This is a genomic window from Salinicoccus jeotgali (genome assembly GCF_055379195.1).
The window spans coordinates 1168287-1193651 of record NZ_AP043830.1; the positions used below are offsets into that span (position 1 = coordinate 1168287).

Annotated in this window: 31 protein-coding genes and 1 riboswitch; of the genes, 26 read left to right on the forward strand and 5 right to left on the reverse strand. The window is 44.5% G+C overall.

The annotated features are described in order from the left end of the window. The first annotated feature begins 8 nt into the window (after positions 1–8). The 9 genes from comGC (at position 9) to gcvPB (ending at position 6209) form a co-directional block, all read left to right on the forward strand. Entirely contained in the window at positions 9–338 is a 330-nt protein-coding gene (gene comGC, locus ACZ43I_RS05835; protein WP_344702828.1) for a competence type IV pilus major pilin ComGC, read from the forward strand. Next, a complete protein-coding gene (locus ACZ43I_RS05840; RefSeq protein ID WP_344702830.1) occupies positions 301–744 on the forward strand; it encodes a type II secretion system protein in 444 nt (147 codons plus the stop codon). The genes comGC and ACZ43I_RS05840 overlap by 38 nt, the downstream gene beginning before the upstream one ends. Beyond that, complete coding sequence (locus ACZ43I_RS05845) at positions 734–1006, forward strand: type II secretion system protein (RefSeq protein ID WP_344702832.1); 273 nt, start codon at positions 734–736, stop codon at positions 1004–1006. Before ACZ43I_RS05840 ends, ACZ43I_RS05845 begins: the two co-directional genes overlap by 11 nt. Then, complete coding sequence (locus ACZ43I_RS05850; RefSeq protein WP_344702834.1) at positions 966–1403, forward strand: competence type IV pilus minor pilin ComGF; 438 nt, start codon at positions 966–968, stop codon at positions 1401–1403. The genes ACZ43I_RS05845 and ACZ43I_RS05850 overlap by 41 nt, the downstream gene beginning before the upstream one ends. Beyond that, positions 1375–1551 (forward strand): hypothetical protein, encoded by a 177-nt coding sequence (locus tag ACZ43I_RS05855; RefSeq protein WP_344702836.1) that lies wholly within the window; start codon positions 1375–1377, stop codon positions 1549–1551. Before ACZ43I_RS05850 ends, ACZ43I_RS05855 begins: the two co-directional genes overlap by 29 nt. A 4-nt stretch (positions 1552–1555) precedes the next feature. Beyond that, complete coding sequence (locus ACZ43I_RS05860) at positions 1556–2032, forward strand: shikimate kinase (protein WP_344702838.1); 477 nt, start codon at positions 1556–1558, stop codon at positions 2030–2032. Between the two features lie 90 nt (positions 2033–2122). Then, positions 2123–2211: riboswitch (glycine riboswitch) on the forward strand. 74 nt (positions 2212–2285) lie between these two features. Next, the gene (gene gcvT, locus ACZ43I_RS05865; protein WP_344703088.1) at positions 2286–3371 is read left to right on the forward strand and encodes a glycine cleavage system aminomethyltransferase GcvT; all 1086 of its coding nucleotides are present in this window, start codon (positions 2286–2288) and stop codon (positions 3369–3371) included. A gap of 20 nt (positions 3372–3391) precedes the next feature. Beyond that, on the forward strand, positions 3392–4735 hold the full coding sequence (gene gcvPA, locus ACZ43I_RS05870; RefSeq protein WP_344702840.1) for an aminomethyl-transferring glycine dehydrogenase subunit GcvPA: 1344 nt from the start codon (positions 3392–3394) through the stop codon (positions 4733–4735). Continuing rightward, entirely contained in the window at positions 4728–6209 is a 1482-nt protein-coding gene (gene gcvPB / locus ACZ43I_RS05875) for an aminomethyl-transferring glycine dehydrogenase subunit GcvPB (protein ID WP_344703090.1), read from the forward strand. The genes gcvPA and gcvPB overlap by 8 nt, the downstream gene beginning before the upstream one ends. Before the next feature lie 40 nt (positions 6210–6249). Here the strand turns inward: gcvPB and ACZ43I_RS05880 are convergent, their stop codons facing one another. The 4 genes from ACZ43I_RS05880 to ACZ43I_RS05895 form a co-directional block, all read right to left on the reverse strand. After that, entirely contained in the window at positions 6250–6636 is a 387-nt protein-coding gene (locus ACZ43I_RS05880) for a rhodanese-like domain-containing protein (protein ID WP_344702842.1), read from the reverse strand. Positions 6637–6839: 203 nt separating this feature from the next. Beyond that, a complete protein-coding gene (locus ACZ43I_RS05885) occupies positions 6840–7061 on the reverse strand; it encodes an SA1362 family protein (RefSeq protein WP_344702844.1) in 222 nt (73 codons plus the stop codon). After that, a complete protein-coding gene (locus ACZ43I_RS05890) occupies positions 7062–7967 on the reverse strand; it encodes a DUF1385 domain-containing protein (RefSeq protein ID WP_344702846.1) in 906 nt (301 codons plus the stop codon). 18 nt (positions 7968–7985) lie between these two features. Beyond that, positions 7986–8546: a hypothetical protein gene (locus tag ACZ43I_RS05895; RefSeq protein ID WP_344702848.1), complete on the reverse strand. Its 561-nt coding sequence runs from the start codon at positions 8544–8546 to the stop codon at positions 7986–7988. A gap of 170 nt (positions 8547–8716) precedes the next feature. On the opposite strand from ACZ43I_RS05895, the gene ACZ43I_RS05900 reads away from it, so the two are divergent. The 13 genes from ACZ43I_RS05900 to recN all read left to right on the forward strand — a co-directional run bounded on the left by ACZ43I_RS05900 (position 8717) and on the right by recN (position 20397). Continuing rightward, a complete protein-coding gene (locus ACZ43I_RS05900; RefSeq protein ID WP_344702850.1) occupies positions 8717–9772 on the forward strand; it encodes a M24 family metallopeptidase in 1056 nt (351 codons plus the stop codon). 26 nt (positions 9773–9798) lie between these two features. Next, positions 9799–10356, forward strand: a complete 558-nt coding sequence (gene efp, locus ACZ43I_RS05905) for an elongation factor P (protein ID WP_344702852.1) — start codon at positions 9799–9801, stop codon at positions 10354–10356. 103 nt (positions 10357–10459) lie between these two features. Then, a complete protein-coding gene (gene accB, locus ACZ43I_RS05910; RefSeq protein WP_344702854.1) occupies positions 10460–10891 on the forward strand; it encodes an acetyl-CoA carboxylase biotin carboxyl carrier protein in 432 nt (143 codons plus the stop codon). Further along, positions 10891–12237 (forward strand): acetyl-CoA carboxylase biotin carboxylase subunit, encoded by a 1347-nt coding sequence (accC, locus tag ACZ43I_RS05915; protein WP_344703092.1) that lies wholly within the window; start codon positions 10891–10893, stop codon positions 12235–12237. The genes accB and accC overlap by 1 nt, the downstream gene beginning before the upstream one ends. A 13-nt stretch (positions 12238–12250) precedes the next feature. Next, positions 12251–12598 carry an Asp23/Gls24 family envelope stress response protein gene (locus ACZ43I_RS05920; RefSeq protein WP_344702857.1) on the forward strand — a complete coding sequence of 116 codons (348 nt, stop codon included), beginning with the start codon at positions 12251–12253 and terminating at the stop codon, positions 12596–12598. A 20-nt stretch (positions 12599–12618) separates the two neighbouring features. After that, a complete protein-coding gene (gene nusB, locus ACZ43I_RS05925; protein ID WP_344702859.1) occupies positions 12619–13020 on the forward strand; it encodes a transcription antitermination factor NusB in 402 nt (133 codons plus the stop codon). After that, positions 13007–14359, forward strand: coding sequence for an exodeoxyribonuclease VII large subunit (xseA, locus tag ACZ43I_RS05930; protein ID WP_344702861.1), 1353 nt, complete (start codon positions 13007–13009; stop codon positions 14357–14359). Before nusB ends, xseA begins: the two co-directional genes overlap by 14 nt. Further along, the gene (gene xseB, locus ACZ43I_RS05935; RefSeq protein WP_344703094.1) at positions 14340–14552 is read left to right on the forward strand and encodes an exodeoxyribonuclease VII small subunit; all 213 of its coding nucleotides are present in this window, start codon (positions 14340–14342) and stop codon (positions 14550–14552) included. Before xseA ends, xseB begins: the two co-directional genes overlap by 20 nt. After that, on the forward strand, positions 14542–15420 hold the full coding sequence (locus ACZ43I_RS05940) for a polyprenyl synthetase family protein (RefSeq protein ID WP_344702863.1): 879 nt from the start codon (positions 14542–14544) through the stop codon (positions 15418–15420). The genes xseB and ACZ43I_RS05940 overlap by 11 nt, the downstream gene beginning before the upstream one ends. Positions 15421–15509: 89 nt before the next feature. Beyond that, the gene (gene dxs, locus ACZ43I_RS05945) at positions 15510–17402 is read left to right on the forward strand and encodes a 1-deoxy-D-xylulose-5-phosphate synthase (RefSeq protein WP_344702865.1); all 1893 of its coding nucleotides are present in this window, start codon (positions 15510–15512) and stop codon (positions 17400–17402) included. After that, positions 17380–18174 (forward strand): TlyA family RNA methyltransferase, encoded by a 795-nt coding sequence (locus ACZ43I_RS05950; protein ID WP_344702867.1) that lies wholly within the window; start codon positions 17380–17382, stop codon positions 18172–18174. Before dxs ends, ACZ43I_RS05950 begins: the two co-directional genes overlap by 23 nt. Positions 18175–18255: 81 nt before the next feature. Next, positions 18256–18708 (forward strand): transcriptional regulator AhrC/ArgR, encoded by a 453-nt coding sequence (ahrC, locus tag ACZ43I_RS05955; protein WP_344702868.1) that lies wholly within the window; start codon positions 18256–18258, stop codon positions 18706–18708. A 6-nt stretch (positions 18709–18714) separates the two neighbouring features. After that, positions 18715–20397 carry a DNA repair protein RecN gene (gene recN / locus ACZ43I_RS05960; RefSeq protein WP_344702870.1) on the forward strand — a complete coding sequence of 561 codons (1683 nt, stop codon included), beginning with the start codon at positions 18715–18717 and terminating at the stop codon, positions 20395–20397. Positions 20398–20406: 9 nt separating this feature from the next. On the opposite strand, the gene ACZ43I_RS05965 is transcribed toward recN, so the two are convergent. Next, a complete protein-coding gene (locus ACZ43I_RS05965; RefSeq protein ID WP_344702872.1) occupies positions 20407–20685 on the reverse strand; it encodes a DUF2627 domain-containing protein in 279 nt (92 codons plus the stop codon). A gap of 160 nt (positions 20686–20845) precedes the next feature. Between ACZ43I_RS05965 and ACZ43I_RS05970 the strand changes: the two genes are divergently transcribed. Genes ACZ43I_RS05970 through lpdA form a run of 4 tightly spaced genes read left to right on the forward strand, consistent with a single transcriptional unit; the run spans position 20846 to position 25361 of the window. Next, a complete protein-coding gene (locus ACZ43I_RS05970) occupies positions 20846–21745 on the forward strand; it encodes a phosphate acyltransferase (RefSeq protein WP_344702874.1) in 900 nt (299 codons plus the stop codon). An 18-nt stretch (positions 21746–21763) separates the two neighbouring features. Next, positions 21764–22858, forward strand: a complete 1095-nt coding sequence (locus tag ACZ43I_RS05975) for a Leu/Phe/Val dehydrogenase (RefSeq protein WP_344702876.1) — start codon at positions 21764–21766, stop codon at positions 22856–22858. 5 nt (positions 22859–22863) lie between these two features. Then, positions 22864–23928: a butyrate kinase gene (buk, locus tag ACZ43I_RS05980; protein ID WP_344702878.1), complete on the forward strand. Its 1065-nt coding sequence runs from the start codon at positions 22864–22866 to the stop codon at positions 23926–23928. Positions 23929–23939: 11 nt separating this feature from the next. Next, positions 23940–25361, forward strand: coding sequence for a dihydrolipoyl dehydrogenase (gene lpdA, locus ACZ43I_RS05985; protein ID WP_344702880.1), 1422 nt, complete (start codon positions 23940–23942; stop codon positions 25359–25361). Positions 25362–25365: the final 4 nt, after the last annotated feature.

The window sequence follows — 25365 nt, forward strand, 5'->3', positions numbered from 1 at the left end:
GGAAACAGATGAAAAAATATTTTAAAGGAAAAATGAAGGCAAACGGTGAAGAAGGATTTACTCTGATTGAAATGCTGTTGGTGCTACTGGTCATATCAGTGCTGATCATACTGATCATTCCGAACATAGCGGCCCAAAGTGCAAACGTCCAGGACACAGGATGTGAAGCGCAAGTAAGGATGGTCCAGAGCCAAGTGGAATCCTATACATTGAACGAGGGCGCGCCGCCTGCTTCAATCAATGCACTCGTACCTGAGTATTTGACCGACGACCAAGTTACATGTGCGAACGGAGACACCATTGCCGTCACCAATGGCAAAGCAGCACGCACGCCATGATGGTTTTATGCTTCTTGAAATGATGCTGACATTATTCATCGTCAGCATCATATTGCTTATTGGCGTAGTCAGTATACCTGACTACGAAGCAGGCGGGACAGAAGGGGACATAGAACGGATAAGCCATTTCTTCTATAACGCCCAGACGGAGGCGATGGCTTCAAAATCTTATAATATTGTCGATATCGACCGTGCCGGCAACACTTTTCATCTACGTAGCCGGGATGGCAATATACTTAATTCCTATACACCTGAGTGGTGCCAGCTCAATTCAGGCGGGCTCGAGCGCATCATCTTTAAGCCAGATGGTGATGCGAACAAGTTCGGCACCATAAGTTTAGACTGTCCAGGTTCTTCTGTAAGATTCATTTTCCAGATTGAGAGGGGGCGGTTCCGTGTCGAATGAAAAAGGGTTCATGCTGATTGATGGACTGCTTGCGATGCTGTGCCTCAGTATCATTGCCGTCACTCTGGTGCCGGCAGTCATTACAATTCAAACTACAGCCGAAGAAGCGCAGATCCAACTGGAATTACATCGGACGCTATACATTGAGTTACTCTCCTACGATGATCGGGAGACATTCATCAGTCAGACCGAGAACTGGGTTGTCGAAGGAGGCAGAATATGTGGCAAAGCGAGCGGAGAATGCATCAAAATCAAAAAATGATTCAGGATTCACTTACCTAGAAGTACTTGTCAGCTTGGGCATCGCTACTTTTATAATGGCTCTATTGCCTTCATTACTCGCGCTATTCAATTATGAAGAAGAGGAAATGGAGTTCGAACATGATTTTTTCATAATCGATATCAGCCAGTCATATAAGGATAGTACAGCCACTGATTATGAGCCGAGCCAGGAATCCATTGTTTTCATGGATAAGACAACTAAAGTACGCTATAGAAGACATGGCTCGAGAATCATTAAGACAGTGGGGGACAAAGGTTACGTTACGGTAATGTTCAATGTCACCGAATTTAAGGTTGAAGAGACGGATGAGTCCATCATCCTCTCGTTTCTCGGGAAGGGAATGGAAAATGAAGAACAGATTACATTTATCAAATGAAGGTTTCTTCAGCTTCTCGATGTATATTGTATTGATATATATGGCAGGCGTGTACTATCATTATCATAACCGCTTCATGATGATCATTGAAATACAATCCAATTTCATCGAAATCTATAATACGCGGATACAAGATATACTGGGGTGAGGATATGATCCTTATAGGCTTTATGGGGAGCGGGAAGACTACGGTCGCAAAATTGCTTGGGGCACATATGGAAAGGGAAGTCCGTGACCTTGATGAAGAAATCGTAAAATCCTCAGGGATGACCATCCCCGAAATATTTGCAGCTGAAGGTGAGACAGGTTTCAGGGTACGTGAATATGATGTCCTAAAAGCACTGCCTAAGCAGGACATTCTTGCGACAGGCGGAGGCGTGGTGACGTATGCAGCCTCAAGAAGGCTTCTTATGGAGATGGATCAGCCGATCATCTATCTTCATGCAGATTTTCCAACGCTTTATAATAGGATCCGTGAGGATATGAACAGACCTTTAGTAAAAGATAAGGCATCGGTGAAGAAACTATACGAAGAACGTCTTGATCTATACCGCAGCACTTCAGCAATTGAGATCGATGCCACTTCAACCCCAAAAACCGTCGTCGATCAGATAATGCAGACCCTTTAATGCACTTTCCTAGACAATGAATTAAAGCGCTTGCTATTTTCTAAAAATTGGGGTTATAATGTAGTCGTAAAGACAATTAAAAATTTGCGAATGAACAATGCTCGAGAGAACGAGTTATCGTCGCCGAAGGAGCAAACCGTAATGGTGAATCTCTCAGGCAAAAGAACAGCATTGGGACGCATTCCTGAAGGCATATCAACAGGGCAGCTATTGGCTGTCCTGTTTTTTTATTATCCAAAGGAGGAATAGAAATATCATGTCTGAACTTAAAAAGACGCCGCTGTATAACTATTATAAGGAAGCCGGGGCAAAAGTCATCGACTTTTCCGGTTGGGCTCTGCCGGTCCAATTCAGCAGTATAAAAGAAGAACATAAGGCAGTAAGGGAGAGTGCAGGCCTTTTCGAGGTGAGCCACATGGGCGAGATCCTTGTAGAAGGGAAGGAGTCTGAAGCATTCCTCAATTATGCACTGACGAACAATGTCGAAAAACTTACCGACACAAAAGCCCAGTACACCATGTTATGCAACGAGTCAGGTGGCGTCATAGACGACCTCGTCATCTATAAATTGGAAGATGAGAAATATCTTCTGGTAGTCAATGCCGGAAATACTGATAAAGACTATGAATGGCTGACCTCCATAAAAGGATATGATGCGACTGTCAAAAATGTCACTTCCGACTATGGACAGATCGCCATCCAGGGACCTAATGCACGTGAAATTGTGCAGAAGCATACCGATGAAGATATCAGCGAAATGAAGATGTTCCGTTTTAAAAAGGATGTTGAGATCGGTGGCTGTAATGTAATCCTTTCACAAAGTGGCTACACAGGAGAGGATGGCTTCGAGATATACTGCGACAGCTCAGATACGGAGAAACTCTGGAAACTTTTCGTCGATGAAGGCGTAACCGAATGTGGACTTGGGTCTAGGGATACCCTCAGACTGGAGGCAGGTTTGCCACTTCATGGTCAAGATCTCACTGAGGATATTTCACCGATTGAAGCTAAAGCAGGCTTTGCCGTGAAAACCGACAAAGAGGACTTCATTGGAAAAAAAGTGCTCAAGCAACAAAAAGATGAAGGGGCTCCAAGAAGACTCGCCGGTTTTGAACTGCTTGAGAGAGGAATTGCGAGAACCGACTATGAAGTGACGGATGAAGAAGGAAACAAGGTAGGATATGTAACAAGTGGCACCCAATCTCCAGTCACCAAAAAATCCATCGGCTTTGCTCTTGTGGATACTGACTTCTTTGAACTCGACAAAACGTTCAACGTCAAAGTCCGCAACAAAGATGTGCCGGCTAAATTCGTGAAACCCCCGTTCCATAAAAATTAAAAATAGAAGGAGTGTATCAATTGAGTCACCGCTATTTGCCGTTAACTGAAAAAGATAAGAATGCAATGCTTGAAACGATTGGCATAAAAGATGTTTCCGAATTGTTTGAAGACATCCCTGAGAGTGTCCGGTTCAAGGGTGAATTGGACATTAAAGAAAAGAAGAGTGAAACATCCCTTTTGAGGGAACTCACCAACATCTCCAAAAAGAACATCACTACAGAAACACATACCTCGTTTCTGGGTGCGGGCGTCTATGACCATTACATCCCGACAGTTGTGGATCATGTCATCTCGCGTTCGGAATTCTATACTGCCTATACACCTTATCAGCCAGAGATCTCCCAAGGGGAACTGCAGGCGATCTTCGAATTCCAGACCTTGATTGCAGAGCTCACAGGTATGGACGTGGCAAACTCTTCTATGTACGATGGACCGACTGCCTTTGCTGAGGCCGCAACAATGGCTGCCGGCCAGACAAAGAAAAAGAAAGTAGTCGTATCGAAGGGTGTTCACTATCAGGCGATTGAAGTGCTTAAAACTTATTGTAAAGGCCAAAACATTGAAGTAGTGGAAGTTGATCTCAATGGATCCTATACCGATCTTGAAAAACTCGCTGAAGCGTCTGATGAAGATACGGCAGCGGTGATGGTGCAATATCCGAACTTCCTCGGTTCCATTGAAGATCTGGAAGCGATGGAGGAGATTGCCCACAAGCATAAGGCATTGTTCGTCGTAAACAGTAATCCGCTTGCACTCAGCCTTCTTACACCTCCAGGTGAGTTTGGGGCGGACATCGTCACTGGTGACACACAAGTGTTCGGCATACCGGCACAATTCGGCGGCCCTCACTGTGGTTATTTTGCAGCCACTAAAAAGCTCATGCGTAAAATGCCAGGCCGCCTCATTGGGCAAACTCAGGATGACGAAGGCAACCGTGGATTCGTACTCACGCTACAAGCCCGTGAACAGCATATAAGACGGGATAAGGCAACAAGCAACATCTGTTCCAACCAGGCCCTGAACGCGCTGGCATCTTCGGTTGCGATGAGCGCCTTGGGTAAAAATGGTGCAGTAGAAATGGCTGAACAGAATATCCAAAAGACCAACTACATGAAGAATAAGCTGAAGTCTGCCGGATTTACAATCCTGGATGGTCAGTCTTTCAATGAATTTGCAGTAAAACTCTCAAAAGATGTCGACGAAATCAATGATGAACTACTTGAATACGGCTATATCGGCGGTTATAACCTAGAGAAAGTGGACGCTGATTTTGCGGGCTATATGCTTGTAGCTGTTACAGAATTGCGCACTAAGGAAGAAATAGATGGATTTATCGAAAGGTTGGGTGAATACAATGCTTAAGGGATCCAGTCCTTTGATTTTTGAAAGAAGCATAGAAGATCGCTTTGCCTATTCGCTTCCGGATCTGGAAGTGGAAAAGGCGGATATCAGTACGATTATAGACGATAAATTCGTCCGGAAGACAAAGGCCGAGTTGCCGGAAATAAGTGAACTTGACCTGATGCGTCACTATACTGAACTATCCAACAAGAACTACGGCGTCGACTCCGGATTTTATCCGCTCGGTTCCTGTACCATGAAATATAATCCGAAAATTAACGAAAAAGTTGCCAGGATGCCAGGTTTTGCACTCAGCCATCCACTCCAGAGCGACAAGACGATACAAGGTTCCCTTGAAATCGTCTACGATATGCAGGAACACCTCAAAGAGATTACTGGCATGGATGAAATCACATTGCAGCCTGCTGCTGGTGCGCAAGGCGAATGGACGGCACTGATGATGATCAAAGCCTTCCATGAAGACAATGGAGACTTCAACCGTACTAAAGTGATCGTACCGGACTCGGCTCACGGAACAAACCCGGCAAGTGCGGTAGTAGCAGGGTTTGAAGCCGTGACTGTAAAATCCAATGACAAAGGGCTCGTTGACATCGAGCACCTGAAGAGCCTGGTAGGCGATGATACAGCTGCAATAATGCTCACGAACCCGAATACCCTTGGACTGTTTGAAGAAGATATTCTGGAAATGCGTGACATCGTCCATGAAGCGGGCGGTAAACTTTACTATGATGGCGCCAACTTGAATGCCATCATGGCTAAAGTACGCCCTGGAGATATGGGCTTCGATGCGGTCCACTTGAACTTGCACAAAACATTTACAGGTCCGCATGGCGGTGGTGGCCCTGGCTCAGGGCCAATCGGAGTCAAATCAGAATTGGCGAAGTATCTTCCTAAACCGATCGTCGTCAAGAATGAAGACGATTCCTACAAAGTCGAGCATGATGTGCCTAAGAGCATCGGACGCGTAAAACCATTCTTCGGTAACTTCGGCATATTCCTGCGGGCATATACGTATATTCGCACCATGGGGCCGGACGGTCTCAAGGAAGTATCGGAAATTGCGGTCCTTAATGCCAACTACATGATGAGAAGGCTTGAAGGTACATTCGAACTTCCTTACAAGCAACATTGTAAACATGAATTTGTCATCAGCGGTTCCAGGCAGAAGAAAATGGGAGTGCGTACACTCGATATGGCAAAACGTCTGCTTGATTTTGGATATCATCCGCCGACGATCTACTTCCCACTCAACGTTGAAGAGTGCATGATGATAGAACCGACGGAGACGGAGTCCAAGGAGACACTGGATGGATTTGTAGACACCTTGATCGGTATCTCCAAAGAAGCTGAGGAAGATCCAGATATCGTCCTTGAAGCCCCTCATACTACTGTGGTCGGTCGCTTGGATGAGACTCAGGCTGCCAGAAAACCAGTGCTGAGGTTCCAACGTGATGACATTGTAGAAGAGAAATAAAATAATGGCCCCGGCTCATCGAGCCGGGGCCATTATTTTATTATTTGTTTTTGGACTTGATTTTGCCAGTCCATTTGCTGATGCCGTTTTTCAGCATGTAGACATCTTTAAATCCTGCTTTCTTCAACATCTTCCCAGCCCTGTAAGGCAACCTCCCGGTCTGATCATACAGATAGACAGGCATGTCCTTCCTAAGGGAATTCATCTTCATGGAGAAATTCATCATGGGAATATTCCTTGCACCCATAATATGTCCATATTCATATTTCTCTTTATCCCTCAAGTCTATGAGCTGAACTTTCCTCAAATCTTTTTTAAATTCTTCCTCTGTAAGAGGTTTGACGCTCTTCATATTCCTGTAGCCGTTCACTACCAGAAGAAGGATGATGACGATTGACGCCAATAGAATAATCAACCAAGTATCCAATTTGTATCTCTCCTTAAAAATTTCACATAAGCTTATTATAAAGATGTTCGACACAATTTAAAAGAGAAAATGATGAGGAACATCTAGTGGGGATAATCACTGAAGCGGGGTGGAGGGGACGATGTACGAACTTAGGCTGGTCGGTTGATTGGCAGACAATGTTTAAAGATGATAAAAAAACTGCCCAATTCCGGGCAGTTTCATTATTTGCGATTCCTATATCTGCGTTTTGATTTTCTGAGTGCGCGCTTATATTTTCTTTGGCTCGGTGTCAATATAAAGAAATAATATATTCCATAGAGGATAAGGCCGATGATCAGCAGGGTCACCAGCGAATTGAGTATCATTCCCATGAAATAATCCAGGTTGGTTACAAGGCCGATTGCAGCTATGGCAAGCACCAGGTACATCAAAAATCGTTTCATCTATTTCACACTCCTTGATAATCTGTTGAATGAGGCGATGGCCACTTCAACTTGCTTATGATCGGGTTGTTTAGTAGTCAGCAGCTGCAGCAGTAGTCCAGGTAGGCCGAACCATTTAAGGACCGGCACATGCCTTACCTTATTTGTGAACTGAAGGAACTCGAAGGACAATCCGATGACTACCGGTATCAATGCCAATCTGTTGAGGATTCTGACATAGAAGGGATCTACCGGCACGAACATATAGACGACAAATCCTACAAGTACGGTGAATAGTATGAAGGAACTGCCGCATCTATAGTGCAGCCTTGAATGGTGCTGGACGTTCTCCACCGTCAACAGTTCATTATCCTCGAAAGTATTGATGACTTTATGCTCGGCGCCATGGTATTGAAACAGGCGCTTGATCATGGGAGTCATCGAAATGGCGTAAATATAGAGAAGCAGCAGAATAAGCTTGAAGAAGGACTCCAAGGCGACTTGCCCAGCATGGGAAGTAACAACCCCTGAGAAGAATTCGGCTATGAAGACTGGTATGAGGGTGAAAAGGGTTTTTCCGACCAGAAAAGAAAGTATGCCTATCAGAATGGTGGACAAGACGATTTTGGACTTATTCGCTTCCTGCTTCTCCGCTTCAATGTTCATGTCATCTGATGGATGCCTTTCATACCTTTCAGAGGCGAAATCCATATGTTTCATCCCATATATACTTGATTCAATAATGGCCACATTCCCCCGCAAGATAGGAATTTTCTTTAGTTTCTGAACCCAGTCCTTTTGCGGACGGTCCATTTCGAAATAATCTATGGAATCGTCATTGCGGCGGATGGCGGTCACCATCTTCCTGGACGACTGGAACATTACCCCTTCGATGACGGCTTGACCGCCATATTTCGTATTGGTCATCAGTCCACGCTTCCTTCATCAATAGTATTCATTTACTTGCTTAAGCTGATCGAGGCCTTCCTTGAACAGATCAGGATCATCATTCTCTATACCCCTGTTCAAAATATCGATTGCTGCAAGGATTTCGTCGTTGGCCAGTAGAATGGATTCATGCCGGCGTTTCAGGTAATCATCCAACTCAACATCAGTGGTTTCATCATTATAGTCTTCTATCGTACGTGATATCTGTTTTTCGACTTCTTTGAAATTGGACTGGAGGTTTTGGGGCGATTCTTCGTTTTCCCTTATCATTTTGTCCAGCTCATCAAAAGAAGATTCCATTTCCGAAGCATACGATTCGATATCCTGTACATACTTGCTTATGTCGGGATTACCCCTTATTTCTTTCATTTTGGAAATTTCCTGCTCCAGATTCTCAAGGCGCTGTGTATTCTTCTGGAGCGAGACTTCCTCAGTCTGCAGAAGCCGCTTCAACTCCTCGTTACGCTCATTCGCCTTTTTTAAATCCTGTTCTACCGGGTTCCCGCTACAGGCGCTCAGGAACATCACCGACAGTATGATCGACATCATTCGTTTCATAATCTGATTCTCCTAATTTTCATTGTATAATGATATCATGTTACACCAAAAGATGATATTGTTTTGCAAATTACAAAAAAGTCGGGATATAAGCGATATTGCATGATTCTATTACTGAAATAAAGGTTGTTTTGATGTAGAATGTAATCTGAAAGGTGGAGTATAAGCATATGATCAAATTTGATAAAGTGAACACCCTTTTAGAAGAGAACAACTTGGATGCACTGCTCATCATGAGCGACTACAACAGAAGATACTTGAGTAACTTCACAGGGTCAAGCGGTGCTTTAGTCATCACGAAGGAGAACCGATACCTGATTTCTGATTTCAGGTACGATGCGCAGGCCAGGGCACAAGCTGAAGGGTTTGAATTCATCCTTCAGGATAAAGGTCTCCTTGATTTCACAGTGGAATTCATCAAAGGGAAAAACCTTCGTACCCTTGGTTTTGAGGGCCATCATATCAATTACAATACTTCTGAAAAGCTGGCTGAAAACTTTGAAATTGTGCCTTTGACGAATGAGATTGAAAAAATCCGCATGTTCAAGACACAAGAAGAGGTTTCCATAATCAAAAAAGCGTGCGAAATAGCCGATGAAACCTACGATCACATATTGAAGTACATTAAGCCAGGGATGAGTGAACTCAACGTGCGCAACGAAGTTGAGAATCACATGCGCAAACTTGGAGCGGAAGGTTCAAGTTTTGATATCATTGTAGCCAGCGGCTACAGGGGTGCACTCCCGCATGGTGTGGCTTCTGATAAAATCATAGAGGCCGGCGAGATGATCACACTTGATTTTGGAGCATATTATAATGGGTATGCATCTGATATAACCCGCTCGTTTGGCGTCGGGCACGTATCAGAAGAAATGGAGAAGGTACACAACATCGTCCTGGAGTCCCAACTGGCTGCACTTGATGAAATCAAAACAGGGATGACCGGTCGGGAAGCGGATTCGGTTGCGCGTGATATCATCACGAAACACGGCTATGGAGATAACTTCGGTCATTCGCTTGGACATGGGTTCGGTTTGGAAGTGCATGAAATGCCGAGCTTGGCGAAGTCCAGCGAAACCGTTCTCGAGAAAGACATGTGTGTTACAGTAGAACCGGGCATCTACATTGAAGACGTAGGCGGCGTAAGGATTGAAGACGACTGCCTCGTTACAGATCAAGGTCTTGAGAAACTTTCACACAGCAGTAAAGAGCTGTTCATCATCTAAATCAATGAGAATACAGGAGGAATACTATGATTTCAGTCAACGATTTTAAAACAGGACTCACAGTAGAAATAGAAGGGGGCTTGTGGCGTGTGGTCGATTTCCAGCATGTCAAGCCAGGTAAAGGCGCCGCCTTCGTCAGAAGCAAACTCAGGAACTTGAGGACAGGGGCCATCCAGGAAAAAACGTTCCGCGCAGGTGAGAAGGTGGGTAAAGCCCATATCGATAACTTGAAGATGCAGTATCTGTATGCAGATGGAGACAACCACGTCTTCATGGATAACAATACATTCGAGCAGGTGGAGTTGGATGCTTCGGCACTTACTGATGAGCTCCAGTACCTGAAGGAGAACATGAATGTTTCCCTGATTATGTACGAAGGGGAGACACTCGGTGTCGAACTGCCTAAAAACGTAGAACTCAAAGTAGTTGAAACGGAACCGGGAATCAAAGGTGATACAGCAAGCGGCGCGTCTAAATCCGCGACTCTTGAAACAGGACTTCAGCTCCAGGTGCCACTCTTTGTAAATGAAGGGGACACACTTGTCATCAGTACTGATGACGGCCATTATGTTTCAAGAGCCTAGAAAGTGAAAGCAGAGTAGCCTCTGCTTTCATTTTTTACTTGAATTGGTATGACCACTTGCGTAAAATACAAGACAGAAATTTTGAAAGTTAAGGAGCCTGAACATGAAACATGAATATATTGACTCACTGATAAGTAAAATGGAAAAAGCTTCACTCACCGAATTGACATATAAGGATGAGGAAGTTGAAATCAAACTTAAGCGCGGAGGAGAACCGGAGCAGTCTGCAAGACCGGCTGCTGTGCCTTCAACACCGGCTGCAGCAGAAGCACAGCCGCAGCAGCCATCACCTGAAGAAGAGGGCAAGGTGATCAAGGCTCCAATGGTCGGAACATTCTATAAAGCAGCTTCTCCAGAGGCGGACCCATATGTGAAAGTAGGGGATAAAGTCGATAATTCCTCAGTAGTGTGCATCCTTGAAGCAATGAAGCTGTTCAATGAAATACAGGCGGAAATTTCCGGTGAAATCACAGAGATACTTGTCGAAGATGGAGACATGGTTGAATACGATCAGCCATTGTTCAGAGTACGATGATCAAAAAGATACTGGTTGCAAACCGCGGAGAGATTGCTGTAAGAATCATCAGAGCGTGCACTGAGTTGGGGATAGAATCCGTCAGCATCTATTCTGAAGCAGATAAGGACAGCCTACACCGGAAAATCGCCACTGAATCCTACTGCGTCGGTCCAAAGCTTTCAAAAGACAGTTACCTCGATATGATCAGCATCATCACGATAGCCAAAAAAAGTGGATGTGACGCCATTCACCCGGGCTATGGGTTTTTGGCTGAAAACAGCGATTTTGCAGAAATGTGTGAAGTATCCAACCTTATTTTCATCGGTCCTATGCATGAAACGATTTCATTGATGGGTGTTAAGGATGTTGCTAAAGATACGATGAAGAAAGCGGGCGTACCTACCGTACCCGGCAGTGAAGGCGTGGTGGCTTCTGTAGAAGATGCAAAGAAAATCGCTGAAGAAATCGGTTATCCGGTCATTATTAAAGCAAGCCATGGCGGCGGGGGTAAAGGTATCCGGGTGGCGAGGGATGAAGCTTCCCTTGTCCAAAATTATAAGATGACTGAACAGGAAGCAGAAAGTTCCTTCGGCAATAAAAGCCTCTATATCGAAAAGTACATTGAGAATTTCAGACATATAGAAATTCAGGTGCTCGGAGATTATCATGGCAACGTCGTACATCTTGGTGAACGCGATTGCACCATCCAAAGGCGGATGCAGAAATTGGTGGAGGAAGCGCCGAGTCCGGTACTTTCTGAAGCAAGGCGTGAAGAGATAGGGCAGACGGCTGTGACAGCTGCAAAAAGCATCGATTACATTGGAGCCGGTACCATCGAGTTCATCTATGACTTGAATGACGACAGCTTTTACTTTATGGAGATGAATACGCGCATCCAAGTGGAACATCCAATTACGGAAATGATCACTGGTGTAGACCTTGTCAAAATGCAGATTAAGATTGCAAGAAGAGAACCCATGCCGTTTAAACAGGAAGAAATTGAATTTAAAGGGCATGCGATTGAGCTGCGCGTCAATGCGGAAAATCCATACAAAAATTTCATGCCTTCCGCCGGCAAGATTACCGACTTCATGGTGCCAGGCGGCTTCGGCGTAAGACTGGATAGTGCCTGCTACGCTGGATATGTCATTCCTCCCTACTATGACTCCATGATTGCGAAACTGATCACTTTTGCGCCATCAAGGGAAGAAGCCATCAATACCGCACTGCGTGCACTTGGAGAATTCAAGATTGGCGGAGTCGATACGACAATTCCGTTCCATATGAACTTGTTGAATCACGAATCATTCAAGAACAATGACTATAATACAAACTTCCTGTCAAACCATGATATAATGAATTGACGAGGTGATTAATATGATTATTGAAGAAGATAAAGCAAATCTTGGACGCATCGAGATTTCACCCGAAGTACTTGAAGTGATTGCAAGTATTGCCGTAACTGAAACAGAAGGCGTGCATGCATTGCATAACAACTTTGCCAGCGGCAACTTCGAGAAAATCGGCAAAAAATATCGTGGTCGCGGGGTCAAAGTAGACAGTAAGGATAAGGAAGTGCGACTTTCAATCTACGTGACGCTTGACCAGAGCCACAATGTGCATGGAACTGCCGAGAACATACAAAAGAACGTCACCCAGACCATTATGAACATGACGGATAATATTGTAAAAGAAGTCAATGTCCATATCGTAAATATCAAATAGATGATTAGATGGTGTTATTAATGAACCGACATGAACAACGAAAGAAAATATTTCAAATACTGTTCCAATTGGATCATGGACTTGTGAGCCTAAAGGATGTATCATTCCACGATCTGTACCAAGAATACCCGTACATCAAGTCAATCGTGGATTATCATTCAGAACATAAGTCTAGGATAGATGACGAAATTAAAAATCATCTGACCAGTTACACTTTGGAACGGATCCCGAAAGTTGAAAGGAATATTTTGAGGACAGCCATTTCTGAAATACTTCATGGTGATTCTCCCAAAAAAGTAGTAATCAATGAAGCGATCATCCTTGCGAAACAATACGGGGAGAAGGATGGCTACCGCTTTGTCAACGGTGTCCTCAAAAACTTTATTTTTGAAACGGATGAAAATACGGATGGAGCACAGTAAATATCTTTCCGTAGGTGCATTGACAAAGTACCTAAAATATAAGTTCGACCAAGATCCGTATTTAACGCGTGTCTATTTAAAAGGTGAGCTCTCGAATGTCAAACATCATTCGAGTGGCCATCTATTTTTTGCATTAAAGGACAAAGATGCCGTACTTCGCGGAGTGATGTTTTCGCGTAATGTCCACGCATTGAAGTTTCAGCCGGAGGAAGGGCAGAGCGTACTCATCGAAGGCAGGGTCAGCATTTTTGAAAGTAGTGGCCAATACCAGATCTATGCAGACAGCATCGAAATGGATGGCATCGGCCTGCTTTTTGAAAAGCTTGAAAAGGATAAAACCGATTTACGAAATCAAGGGTATTTTGATGACAAACATAAAAAAAAGATTCCGGAGTACCCCAAGAAGATTGCCATAATCAGTTCCAAAACTGGTGCAGCACTGCAGGATATGGTCACTACGCTTAAACGACGCTATCCTCTTGTTACAGTGACGATCTACAATACGTTGATGCAGGGCAGTAAAAGTAGGACGACGGTCATTCGAAGCCTTGAAGAAGCGGATGAATCGGGAGCGGATACCATAATTCTAGCAAGAGGGGGCGGATCCATAGAAGATTTATGGACTTTCAATGAGAAAGACGTCGCACTGGCTGTATTCAACATGAAGACCCCCATCATCACAGGCATCGGGCACGAAACAGATACAACCCTTGTCGACTTCGTTTCTGATTTGAGAGCGCCTACACCAACAGCAGCTGCAGAAATATCCGTCCCTGACCGTGTCGATATTTTCGAAAAGCTTAGTCAGACGGAAAAATTCCTGGCCCGCAGCATCAATCAAAAAATCACATCCGATAAAAATCGGTTGTCGACGCTTTCTTCCTACTATAAACTTAAAAACCCAGACCTTCTGTACGATCAGCAGACGGAAAAACTGGTCGCACTAAAAGATAGCCTTGATTCAAGAGTTACATCAAAGATTCGTGAAAGCGGCTACCGTCTGTCGAATGCAAAAGAGGGCGTAAGATATAATACGCCGACCTTTAAAATCAGAAGAGGCGCCGAAATATTGGATGCCTACACTGCAAGCCTTGATAGGACACTCAAGGTGAAGATTGAATCATCACGGCAAACATTGGGGGCATCACTAGATCGCCTCAATTCGCTGAGTCCGTCAAATGTGTTGAAGCGTGGATATTCCTACACCACCAACGAAGGTCAGGTCGTCAAAACAGTGGATGCGGTAGGTGATGGGGACATCATAGAAACGACATTAAGGGATGGTACTGTCCTATCCAAAGTAACAGAGGTGAGAAATGATGCCGGAAAAGAAAAATGAAACATTCGAAGAAAAGATGAACCAGCTGGAAACAATCGTAAAAAAATTGGATGAAGAAGAGGTCTCACTAGAAGAATCGCTTGAACTCTACCAAAAAGGAGTAGAACTTACTACAGAGTGCGACAAGATACTCAAAAATGCAGAACTGAAGGTTGAAACACTTAACAAGAAAGGGGCAGAAGATGAAGAATGATATGAATGAATACCTCATAAAAGCTGAGTCTAGAATCCTTGCCCACCTTCAGACGAATCGTGTCTCTAAAACAATCGAAGAAGCCAGCAGCTATTCCATTAAGGCTGGCGGCAAAAGATTTCGACCCTATCTGCTTTTTGCCGCACTCGAGTCATTGGGTGCTGACCTGGAGAAGGGTGTCGGCGCAGCAGCGGCGGTGGAAATGGTACATACATATTCCCTTATACATGATGACCTTCCAGCCATGGATGACGACGACTACCGGCGTGGCGAGCCCACAAACCATAAAGTATATGGTGAAGCTGCAGCGATACTCGCAGGAGACACCCTACTGACCGAAAGCTTTCACCTCATAACTTTGGATACCCGATTGGATCCAAAACAGAAAGTGGAGATCATCTCTCAATTGTCGGAAAAAGCAGGGCAGAATGGCATGATAGGTGGACAGATGCTCGATATAGAAGCGGAAGGCAAAAACATCACCTTTAACGAGCTTGAGGATATTCATCATTACAAAACAGGACAGTTGATCGTCCTTCCCATAAAAATTGCATGCATAATTGCTGAGGCCAGTGATTCTGTTATGGAACCGCTCCTTGAATTCGGCGATAAACTGGGCATCCTCTTCCAAATACGGGATGACATTTTGGATGTGGAGGGCAACCTTGAAACTACCGGCAAAGAAACAGGTAGTGATGCACGGAAAAATAAGATGACCTATGTGAGGACGTATGGTCTGGAAGGCGCGAAGAAAGAATTAGATAAATTAACTGGAGAAGCGGAAACGATACTCCATTCACTTGCAGATGAAATAGATATTTCCCATCTGGATAGGGTGTTGCAACGCTTTGCAGTAAGAGATAAATGATAATTCATCAGTATGAATTATCATTTTTATTTTGACCTTTACATAAAAGTGGTATAATTGGCATTAGTAAATTTAAAGGTGGTTGCTATATGAATCTATATAGTATAAAAGAACCCTCATTCCTGAAAGAGATGGATGAAGGGGAACTTAAAATACTAGCACAAGACATCAGGGATTTTCTAATCGAGTCATGTTCTAGGACAGGCGGCCATATCGGAGCGAACTTAGGGGTCGTAGAATTGACCCTTGCACTTCATAAGCACTTCAATTCTCCGGAGGACCGGCTGATCTTCGATGTAGGCCATCAAGCCTATATCCACAAGATATTGACTGGACGCATAAACGATTTTGATTCCTTAAGGCAATATAAAGGCTTATGCGGATTCCCAAAATTACGTGAATCTGAACATGATGTCTGGGAAGCAGGACACTCTTCAACGAGTCTCTCTGCTGCGATGGGCATCGCCAAAGCGCGTGATATAAAAGGTGAAAGTAACCATGTCGTTCCTATCATTGGAGACGGTGCATTGACGGGCGGCATGGCTCTGGAAGCATTAAACCACATTGGTTCCGACCGTACCAATATGACCATAATACTAAACGATAATGAAATGAGCATTGCCCCGAATGTAGGGGCAGTCCACAATATGCTTGGCAGAATGCGTACCAATACCCAATACAACAGGGTCAAGCATGACATTGAAGATTTCTTAAACCGTCTTCCACAAGTAGGCGTCAAGCTAAGGGATATGGCCGATAGGATCAAAGACAGCATGAAATACCTTATAGTGAATGGTATCTTCTTCGAAGAACTTGGCATCAAATATCTCGGTCCTGTAGATGGTCATGACTTCGAAGAGTTGTCGAATGCAATCCAGATATCCAAAGATTACAATGGCCCCGCCGTAATCCACGTCATCACTAAAAAAGGCAAAGGATATCATCCAGCAGAAGATGACAAGATGGGCAAGTGGCATGGATTGGGACCTTACAAGATCGATACGGGAGAAGTCCTTGGCAGTAAATCGACCCCATCTTGGAGTGAATTCATGTCAAACACTGTTCTTGAACATGCCAAAAACGATGATAGGATTGTTGCTTTAACTCCTGCAATGCCTGTCGGCAGTAAGTTGACGAAGTTCCAAAACGAACTGCCGGAGCGTTTCTTTGACGTCGGCATTGCAGAGCAACATGCTGTTACAATGTCAGCTGGCCTTGCTGCAAGCGGTATGCGACCATATCTGGCCATATATTCAACATTCCTTCAGCGCGGCTTCGATCAATTGTTGCACGATGTCGATAGACAAAACCTGAACGTCTTCATAGGCATTGACCGAAGCGGTCTCGTGGGTGCTGACGGTGAGACCCACCAGGGTGTCTTCGACATCAGCTTCATTACCCCGTTGCCGAATATGACCTTGATGATGCCAAAAGATGAGATCGAAGCATCACAGATGATCGACTTGGCATTCAGCCATGATGGACCTATTGCACTGAGGTATCCAAGGGGCAATGTAAAAGGTTTGAAGCAGGGAGGTAATTCCGAAATCCTCGAGTACGGCAAATGGGAGTTGATGTCTGAAGGTGACGATATGACCATTATCTCCTTCGGACCTACGCTTGACCTTGCACTAGAAGCTTCAGATACTTTGAAAGGTGCAGGGATTAAAGCCGGTGTAGTCAATGCCCGATTCCTTAAGCCAATGGATCATCAGATGCTAAACACACTGGGCAGCAATGGGAAACCTATCCTTACAGTCGAAGAATCAATGTTGACTGGTGGGCTGGGCAGCATGATCGCAAGTTATCTTGCGGATAATGATTACAATAACGCCCTCCACAGAATTGGTATCGATAATGAATATATCGAGCATGGGGATGTAGGGAAGCTTCTTGAAGACATCGGTATTACAGCCGAAAATATAGTCCTTCAGTCGAAGCTGCTGATGGAGCAGGCAAATGCCAAGCAAATCAAGAATTGATCAGCATGTGCATCAGCACTTCAACTTAGGCACTCTTGAAGAAGTCAGACGTATAATAATGGCTGGAAAGGTTTTAAACAACAATGCCCCCATATATAAACCTTCAGAAATGATTGACCCAAGTAAAGCTGATATTCGCTTCAGGAACATAAAGCCTTATGTTTCCCGTGGAGGAATAAAGCTCAATCATGCAGTACAATATTTTGACATTAGCTTAAATGATAAAGTAATGATAGATGTGGGCAGTTCAACAGGCGGTTTCACTGATTGCGCCCTGCAAAAAGGTATAAAACATGTATATGCAGTCGATGTAGGTACCAATCAACTTGATTATAGATTGCGCGTCGATGACCGGACTACCGTGATGGAACAGACTAATTTCAAAGATACATCCGCAGGCGACTTTGCAAGTTTGCCGGATGTCATCTCAATAGATGTCTCCTTCACTTCTGTAGTACCAATAATCAGGCATATCACACATCTGTTCGCTCATGACTACGAAATCATCGCCCTCATCAAACCGCAGTTTGAATCCTATATGGAAGAGAGGGAAACCGATGGTATCATTACTTCCAAGGCGACCCATCAAAATGTGGTCACCCGTGTAATGGATGAGTGTCTTTCCCTCTCTCTTTCAATAACAGGATTGGAACGTTCTCCGATTACGGGAACGAAAGGCAATATTGAATATCTACTTCATCTTAAGCACAGAAAAGACAGTGTTGAAAACTCAGTCGAAGAAAAGGACATCCAGCGCACCATCTGGGGCTGATGTCCTTTTTTTATATTATAATCATTCATTTTATGATATTATGTGTATAAATATACATGAATGGTATAAGGAGGCTTACTGATGTCCAATAAGTCCATCAGACAAATCAAGATACGGGAAATTATAACCAACAATAAAGTAGAGACCCAAGAAGAGCTTGTCGAAAAGCTGAATGCTTATAGTTTTAATGTGACACAGGCCACTGTCTCAAGGGATATAAAGGAATTACAGCTGATTAAAGTACCGGCCCCAGACGGTTCATATGTCTATAGTATGCCCAAGGACCGCAAGTTCCATCCACTTGAAAAGCTGGGCAGATATCTTATGGATAGTTTCGTCAAGCTCGATTATACCGGTAATATGCTTGTTCTAAAGACATTACCGGGTAATGCCCATTCCATCGGTGCGATAATCGATCAGCTTGACTGGGAAGAAGTCGTTGGAACCATCTGTGGAGATGATACATGCCTGCTTATATGCAGAGATCAAACTGCACAGGAAGAAATCAGGGATAGAATCTTCAATCTGATCTAAACTGGAGTGTTTATTTTGCTCATAAGACTTAAAATTAAAAACCTTGCGGTACTGGAAGACATTGAATTGGACTTCGACAGTGGACTCACCATCATTTCCGGTGAGTCGGGGTCGGGAAAATCAATGATTATAGAAGCTATCAGATATCTCTACGGTAAGCGTGCGTCCATAGAAGATATCCGTTATGAAACAAAGGGAGCGGTTATTGAAGGTGTCTTTGACCTGCCTTCAACCGAGGCGGTACAGCATCTCCTCAAAGAAAATGACATTCCTGAAGATGAACTCTACATCATCCGCAGGGAAATCATGCAGAACAGGAAAAGTATCATAAAAATAAATTCACGCATGGTCACTTTAGGCGCATTGAAAGAAATAATGTCTGAAGTCATTAGCATCCATTCCCAATCTTCTCAATCAGAAGCTCTAGAGTACGGCCAGCACATCCTTTATTTGGATCGCTACATCGATCTGGAAAACAGACCTTCCTTTAAGGAATACAGGCAGAATCATCAAAAATACAAAGCTTTGGAAGCGAAAATAAAAGAACTGGAGTATAAGGATAAGAACCGGGTACAACAGTTGCAGATGTATAGGCATCAATTCGATGAATTGGAAGAAATGGGACTTGAAGAGGGCGAGGAGGACAAGCTGATAGAGGATATAGGTTACCTTGACAACTATGAGAAGATAAACGGCAGCCTATCCCTGATCAGCAATCAATTAAGCGCAGAATATGCACCGCAGACCATACTTTATGACATCACCAATCATATCGAGACATTATCCAATTTTGATGAGAGCTATAAAGAATTCAATGATATATTGGTCGAGTCATATCATTTGTTGAATGAACTGGACAGCAAAGTCTCAAGTGACCTCTCAACCTTGGACTATGATGAAGAAACACTTAACCTCAAGCAATCCAGACTATCAAGCATCAATTCCCTAAAACGCAAGTACAATATGACGGTTGATGAACTTATGGACTACCAGAGCAAGCTGGAGCGCGATATTGCAGAGCTTGAGAACATTGCCCAATCCTTTGAAGCACTACAGGAGGATAGGGAGAAAGCATTGAAGGAAATGGAGCATCATGCTAAAGATCTCCATGATTATAGAGCCGAGCAGAAGCACTTTTTGGAAACGCGCATAAAAAAAGAACTGCATGACCTTGATATGCCAGCGGCTGATTTTGAAATCGGCATATCAGAATCGAATTTTGATGAAAGAGGCTATACCGCTGTAGAGTTCCTGATTTCAACAAATGCCGGCGAACCTTTGAAATCAATGAACCGCATCGCTTCAGGCGGAGAGATAGCCCGGGTGATGCTCGCGCTTAGGACCATCTTTACTGAATTCGATGCACAGACCCTACTCATACTTGATGAAATCGATACAGGAGTAAGCGGACAAGTGGCAACCCGAATGGCCCAAAAGATGGCGCGTCTTTCCAAGACGAGGCAAGTCATCTCCATATCACATCTACCGCAAGCAGCTGCAATGGCAGATCACCATCTCTATATAACTAAGGAGACATCTGATCACCGCACATCCAGCCATGCAGAATATCTCAATCAGGATGAGCATGCATATGAAATTGCGAGGATGCTCAGTGGTTCAGATATATCACCTGCCGCTTTAGAAAACGCCAAAACCTTAATAAAAGCAAAAAATGAAGAGACGCTTTAATGCGCCTCTTCATTTTTTTCGTTTCCTTTCCTCCCAGGCGGGAGGCTTGTCGACCATTTTCATATATTTTTCCTTGGCACGGTTCTGTCGCTGTTCACGATGCAGGATATATCCTCCAATGAACCATATGCCAAAGATCGCAATCAGCAGCCCAACGATGAACTGGACTACTGTAAGGGTAAATGGATCATTGACGATGCCGAATACACTATCCCTCATATATTTGATGCCAAGTCCTGCCATTATGACCGGAATGACAAGGATAAGGAGCGCAATGATTTTTTTCATTAAACCACCTGTCTAAAATTTATTAAGTCCATTATAACTCAAGTCAGTCACATATAAAAATGATCAATATTTTTAAATGTTTAGAGTATTTCAAGTTTAAGTAATGCCGTGTAATTTGATTTTCGTATCTGTATAATAATAGCTGAGGGGAGGGAATATAGTGGACTTCGATGAAATATTCAAAAAAGAATCAAGTAAAATGATAACGCTTTCAATATGTAGAGCTGGGGATATCACAGTATTGGAACCTGTCATCAAACTTATTGAAAGCCATAATATCAGATGCCATCTCATTGATGACCGTCCGAAATTAGAACGTCTACTCGATTCTATGGGGCAGGCGGAACTGCTTGAAAGCAATCTCTTCATCCATCATGTCACGGATGATGAAGAAGCGGCCCATAGTGCCTTACGCCTCATCGCCCAGGGTAAAGCCGATATATTGGTAAAAGGCATGGTGCCGACCGCGACACTTCTTAGGGAAGTGCTGAAAAAAGAGCATGGGGTAGTCGAATCGACCATGCTGAGCCATGTCGCCCTGTTCGATCCGCCGAATTACCATAAAGCTTTATTGCTCAGTGATGCGGCAATGAATATTGCCCCTGACCTGGAACAGAAGAAACAAATAATCAACAATACGTCTGAAGCAGCCCAAATGCTTGGCATCAGCAAACCTAAAGTCGCGCTGTTGTCGGCTGTCGAGAAAGTGACAGATAAGATGCCATCGACCGTAGATGCACACGCGTTAGTTGAAATGGGAACTCAGGACTTCAAATATGATATTATAATGGAAGGGCCACTTCAATATGATCTGGCAATTTCTAAAAAAGCTGCAGCTCAAAAAGGGGTGCAATCCGAGGTAGCGGGCGACGCCGACATTCTGATAGCCCCTAATATAGAAGCTGGAAACATTCTCTATAAGTCACTGGTGTATTCAGCTGAAGCCAGGGTCGCTTCCGTGTTGACCGGGGCCCGGGTCCCAATCGTCCTTACATCACGTGCCGATAGCTCTGAAGATAGATTCAATTCCATCAATCTGGCAATGGCACTATCAAAATAATTAAATGGAGTGGTAAAAATGATATTCGAAAAAATGGAACAATATGATTATGAACAACTGGTCTTCTGTCACGACGAAACAAGCGGTTTGAAAGCAATCATCTGCATTCACGACACAACACTTGGTCCAGCACTGGGCGGGTGCCGTATGTGGAACTACGAGACCGAAGAAGAAGCAATAGAAGATGTACTCCGTCTGGCTAGGGGCATGACGTATAAAAATGCAGCAGCCGGCCTGGATCTCGGGGGCGGTAAGACAGCTATCATAGGAGATGCTTCCAAAGACAAGTCAGAAGCTTTCTTCAGAGCATTGGGCCGTTACATACAGAGCCTCGGTGGCAGATACATCACAGCGGAAGACGTCGGCACAACTGTAAGCGATATGGACCTCATCTATCAGGAGACCCCTTATGTCTGCGGAGTGAGCGAATCATACGGCTCAAGCGGTAACCCTAGCCCGATGACTGCTCTCGGCGTCTATATGGCGATGAAGCGTACAGCGAAAGAAGCTTTTGGAGACGACTCCCTGAGCGGAAAAACTGTAGCTGTACAAGGCGTGGGCAACGTTTCCTATGGCCTCTGCAAATACCTTCATGAGGAAGGTGCCAAACTTATCGTCACAGATATCAATGAGGATGCTGTGAATCGTGCCGTCACTGATTTCGGCGCAGAAGCAGTAGGAATAGACGACATCTACTCTGTTGATGCAGACATCTTCGCACCTTGTGCGCTGGGTGGCATCCTAAATGACGACACAATTCCTGAACTGAAAGTGGCGGCCGTTTGCGGCAGTGCCAATAACCAGCTTCTCGATGATGATAAGCATGGCCGTATGCTGGAAGAGAGAGGCATCATATATGCGCCTGACTATGTCACAAACTGTGGTGGCGTGATTACAGTAGCGGATGAACTTCAGGGCTATAATGCAGAACGTGCCGAAAGTAAAGTGCGGGGCATATACGATCAGATGGATAAAATCTTCTCCATTGCAAAGCGTGACAACGTGACTCCGGCAGTTGCTGCAGATCGGTTGGCAGAAGAAAGAATCAAGAGCATGATGCACGTCAAAAGTACTTTCTCCCTAAATGAAATGACACCTCTCAGCAGGAGGTAACCCATTTGACATATAAAATCCTGGTGCTCAACCTTGGGAGTACATCGACAAAAGTGGCCATCTATGAAGACGACAGGCCACTTGCTTTCGATACATTGAAGCACCCAACTGAAGAAACCGTCAAGCCTTTAACCGATCAGACCGAATTTCGACTTGAAGCGGTTCGCACCTTCCTTAAAACACAACGTGTACCACCAGAAGAAATTGATATCGTCAGCGCCAGAGGTGGGCTTCTCAAACCGATTTCAGGCGGAACCTATAACATTTCACAGGAAATGATCGATGATTTGAGGTCAAACAGATATGGTAGGCATGCTTCTAACCTGAGTGCATTGATTGCCGATCGGTTTAGGGAAAAATACGGATGCAAAGCCGTGATTACAGACCCTGTGGTAGTGGATGAGCTCGTTGAGGAAGTACGCATGACCGGCCTTAAGGAAATCAGGCGCAAGTCGATTTTCCATGCATTGAATCAAAAGGCTGTAGCGCGCAAGTATGCGTATTCCATAGGCCGGAATTACGAGGATATCAACGTCATCGTATGTCATATGGGAGGCGGTATTACAGTGGGTGCCCACGCCCATGGACGGGTAATTGATGTGAATGATGGACTGGCAGGGGAAGGACCGATGAGTCCAACACGAACTGGCACTCTGCCGAATGGCAGTCTGGCTAAATTTATGGAGGATAACGCCATGGACTATGATGCGGTCGTGGAAACATTGACCAAATCGGGTGGTTTCGTCTCATTGGCCGGAACACAGGACGCGCTGGAGCTTGAGAAAATGGCAATAGCTGGTGATGAAAAGGCAATCGCTATATACCAGGCGTTAGCTGTTCAAATCGCTAAAGAAATCGGCTCACGGGCTTCTATACTGAAGGGCGAAGTCGAACAGATCATATTTACCGGCGGTTTGGCACACAGCACTTATCTCATTGATCTCGTACGGCCGTATATTGCATTCATCGCGCCGGATACCATCTATCCTGGCGAGGAAGAAATGCAGGCGCTTGCAGAAGGCGGCTATCGGGTGTTGAGCGGAGAAGAGGAAATGAAGAGATATGAATAGGAGGAAAACGAATGGCGCATGAATATGACCTAGTTATACTTGGTGGCGGTACTGCAGGCTATGTTGCAGCGATCAAAGCCAGCCAACTGGGTTTCAAGACTGCACTTGTTGAAAAGGAAAAATTGGGTGGCACCTGCCTCCATAAAGGCTGCATACCTACTAAAAGCCTCCTGCAGTCAGCGGGCACCGCAAATGCCATGAAAAATGCAGACACCTTTGGCATAGAGTCGGTAACACCTGTAGTTAATATGGCTAAAGTGCAGGAACGCAAAATCGCTGTCGTCGACCAAATGTATAATGGTGTAAAACACCTTATGAAAAAGCATGCCATTGACGTCTATAATGGTTATGGACGTATATTGGGACCTTCCATCTTCTCACCGATGGCGGGGACAATTGCAGTGGAATATCCTGAAGATGAAGAGCGGGAAAGCGATATACTGGTAAATCAACATGTATTAATCGCAACAGGCTCATATCCACGCCCATTGCCAGTCCTTCCCTTTGATGGCAAAGTTGTACTCTCAAGTGATGATATGATGACCCTAGAAAGCATCCCTGCTAAAATGGCAATCATCGGTGGCGGCGTGATTGGCCTTGAATTTGCAAGTCTGATGAATGATCTCGGTAGTGCTGTAACGGTAATTGAAGCGGGGGATCAGATCATCCCCCTGGAAGATGGGGATATCGCCAAACAGCTGAAGCAATCATTAGAGTCTAGAGGCATCACATTCAAGACCGGCCATGCGCTGGATGAATCAGACATAGAAGTAGGGGAGGACACCGTCAGCCTTGCAATCGATGACGACGAACCAAGCGTCTTCGATAAAGTGCTTGTGGCGATTGGTAGAGCTCCTAATTCTGCTGATATCGGGTTAAACAATACTAAAATCAAACTCGATGGCGGTTACTTGACCGTTAACGAGAACTACCAGACTGAAGATAAGCACATTTATGCAGTCGGTGATGCCATCGGCAACCTTCAACTGGCGCACGTAGCAACTAAAGAGGCAATCAATGCCGTCTTGCATATGGCAGATAATAAACCTCATCCAGTGGATTACAACGCTGTACCAAGGTGTATCTATACCTCGCCTGAGGTTGCCTCTATCGGCATGACTGAAGCTACATTAAAATCAGAAGGCATTTCCTACAATGTCCATAAAGTTCCGTTCGCCGCCATCGGTAAGGCAGTCATCAGTAATGGCTCAAAAGGGTTTGGCAAGATTCTCACGGATCCGGATACAAAGGACATTTTAGGGATTTCATTAATCGGACCGGAAGCAACTGAGCTTATAAACGAAGTGGCACTCGCCAAATTCCTGGACGCTTCTGCGCTCGAACTTGGTTCAGCCATCCATGCACATCCATCCATCGGCGAAGTTCTGATGGAATTGGGACTCAGCGCCGAAGGTCAGGCCATCCATGTATAAGGAG

Bases quoted from the DNA above. Each gene is read 5' to 3' on its own strand.
- ACZ43I_RS05950 (WP_344702867.1), top strand. From the start codon at position 17,380: ATGCCAAGCAAATCAAGAATTGATCAGCATGTGCATCAGCACTTCAAC.
- xseA (WP_344702861.1), top strand. From the start codon at position 13,007: ATGGAGCACAGTAAATATCTTTCCGTAGGTGCATTGACAAAGTACCTA.
- ACZ43I_RS05920 (WP_344702857.1), top strand. From the start codon at position 12,251: ATGATTATTGAAGAAGATAAAGCAAATCTTGGACGCATCGAGATTTCA.
- gcvPB (WP_344703090.1), top strand. From the start codon at position 4,728: ATGCTTAAGGGATCCAGTCCTTTGATTTTTGAAAGAAGCATAGAAGAT.
- ACZ43I_RS05895 (WP_344702848.1), bottom strand. From the start codon at position 8,546: ATGAAACGAATGATGTCGATCATACTGTCGGTGATGTTCCTGAGCGCC.
- ACZ43I_RS05975 (WP_344702876.1), top strand. From the start codon at position 21,764: ATGATATTCGAAAAAATGGAACAATATGATTATGAACAACTGGTCTTC.
- nusB (WP_344702859.1), top strand. From the start codon at position 12,619: ATGAACCGACATGAACAACGAAAGAAAATATTTCAAATACTGTTCCAA.
- accB (WP_344702854.1), top strand. From the start codon at position 10,460: ATGAAACATGAATATATTGACTCACTGATAAGTAAAATGGAAAAAGCT.
- ACZ43I_RS05885 (WP_344702844.1), bottom strand. From the start codon at position 7,061: ATGAAACGATTTTTGATGTACCTGGTGCTTGCCATAGCTGCAATCGGC.
- efp (WP_344702852.1), top strand. From the start codon at position 9,799: ATGATTTCAGTCAACGATTTTAAAACAGGACTCACAGTAGAAATAGAA.
- ACZ43I_RS05940 (WP_344702863.1), top strand. From the start codon at position 14,542: ATGAAGAATGATATGAATGAATACCTCATAAAAGCTGAGTCTAGAATC.
- ACZ43I_RS05965 (WP_344702872.1), bottom strand. From the start codon at position 20,685: ATGAAAAAAATCATTGCGCTCCTTATCCTTGTCATTCCGGTCATAATG.
- xseB (WP_344703094.1), top strand. From the start codon at position 14,340: ATGCCGGAAAAGAAAAATGAAACATTCGAAGAAAAGATGAACCAGCTG.
- comGC (WP_344702828.1), top strand. From the start codon at position 9: ATGAAAAAATATTTTAAAGGAAAAATGAAGGCAAACGGTGAAGAAGGA.
- lpdA (WP_344702880.1), top strand. From the start codon at position 23,940: ATGGCGCATGAATATGACCTAGTTATACTTGGTGGCGGTACTGCAGGC.
- ahrC (WP_344702868.1), top strand. From the start codon at position 18,256: ATGTCCAATAAGTCCATCAGACAAATCAAGATACGGGAAATTATAACC.
- ACZ43I_RS05890 (WP_344702846.1), bottom strand. From the start codon at position 7,967: ATGACCAATACGAAATATGGCGGTCAAGCCGTCATCGAAGGGGTAATG.
- ACZ43I_RS05855 (WP_344702836.1), top strand. From the start codon at position 1,375: ATGAAGAACAGATTACATTTATCAAATGAAGGTTTCTTCAGCTTCTCG.
- dxs (WP_344702865.1), top strand. From the start codon at position 15,510: ATGAATCTATATAGTATAAAAGAACCCTCATTCCTGAAAGAGATGGAT.
- ACZ43I_RS05900 (WP_344702850.1), top strand. From the start codon at position 8,717: ATGATCAAATTTGATAAAGTGAACACCCTTTTAGAAGAGAACAACTTG.
- ACZ43I_RS05860 (WP_344702838.1), top strand. From the start codon at position 1,556: ATGATCCTTATAGGCTTTATGGGGAGCGGGAAGACTACGGTCGCAAAA.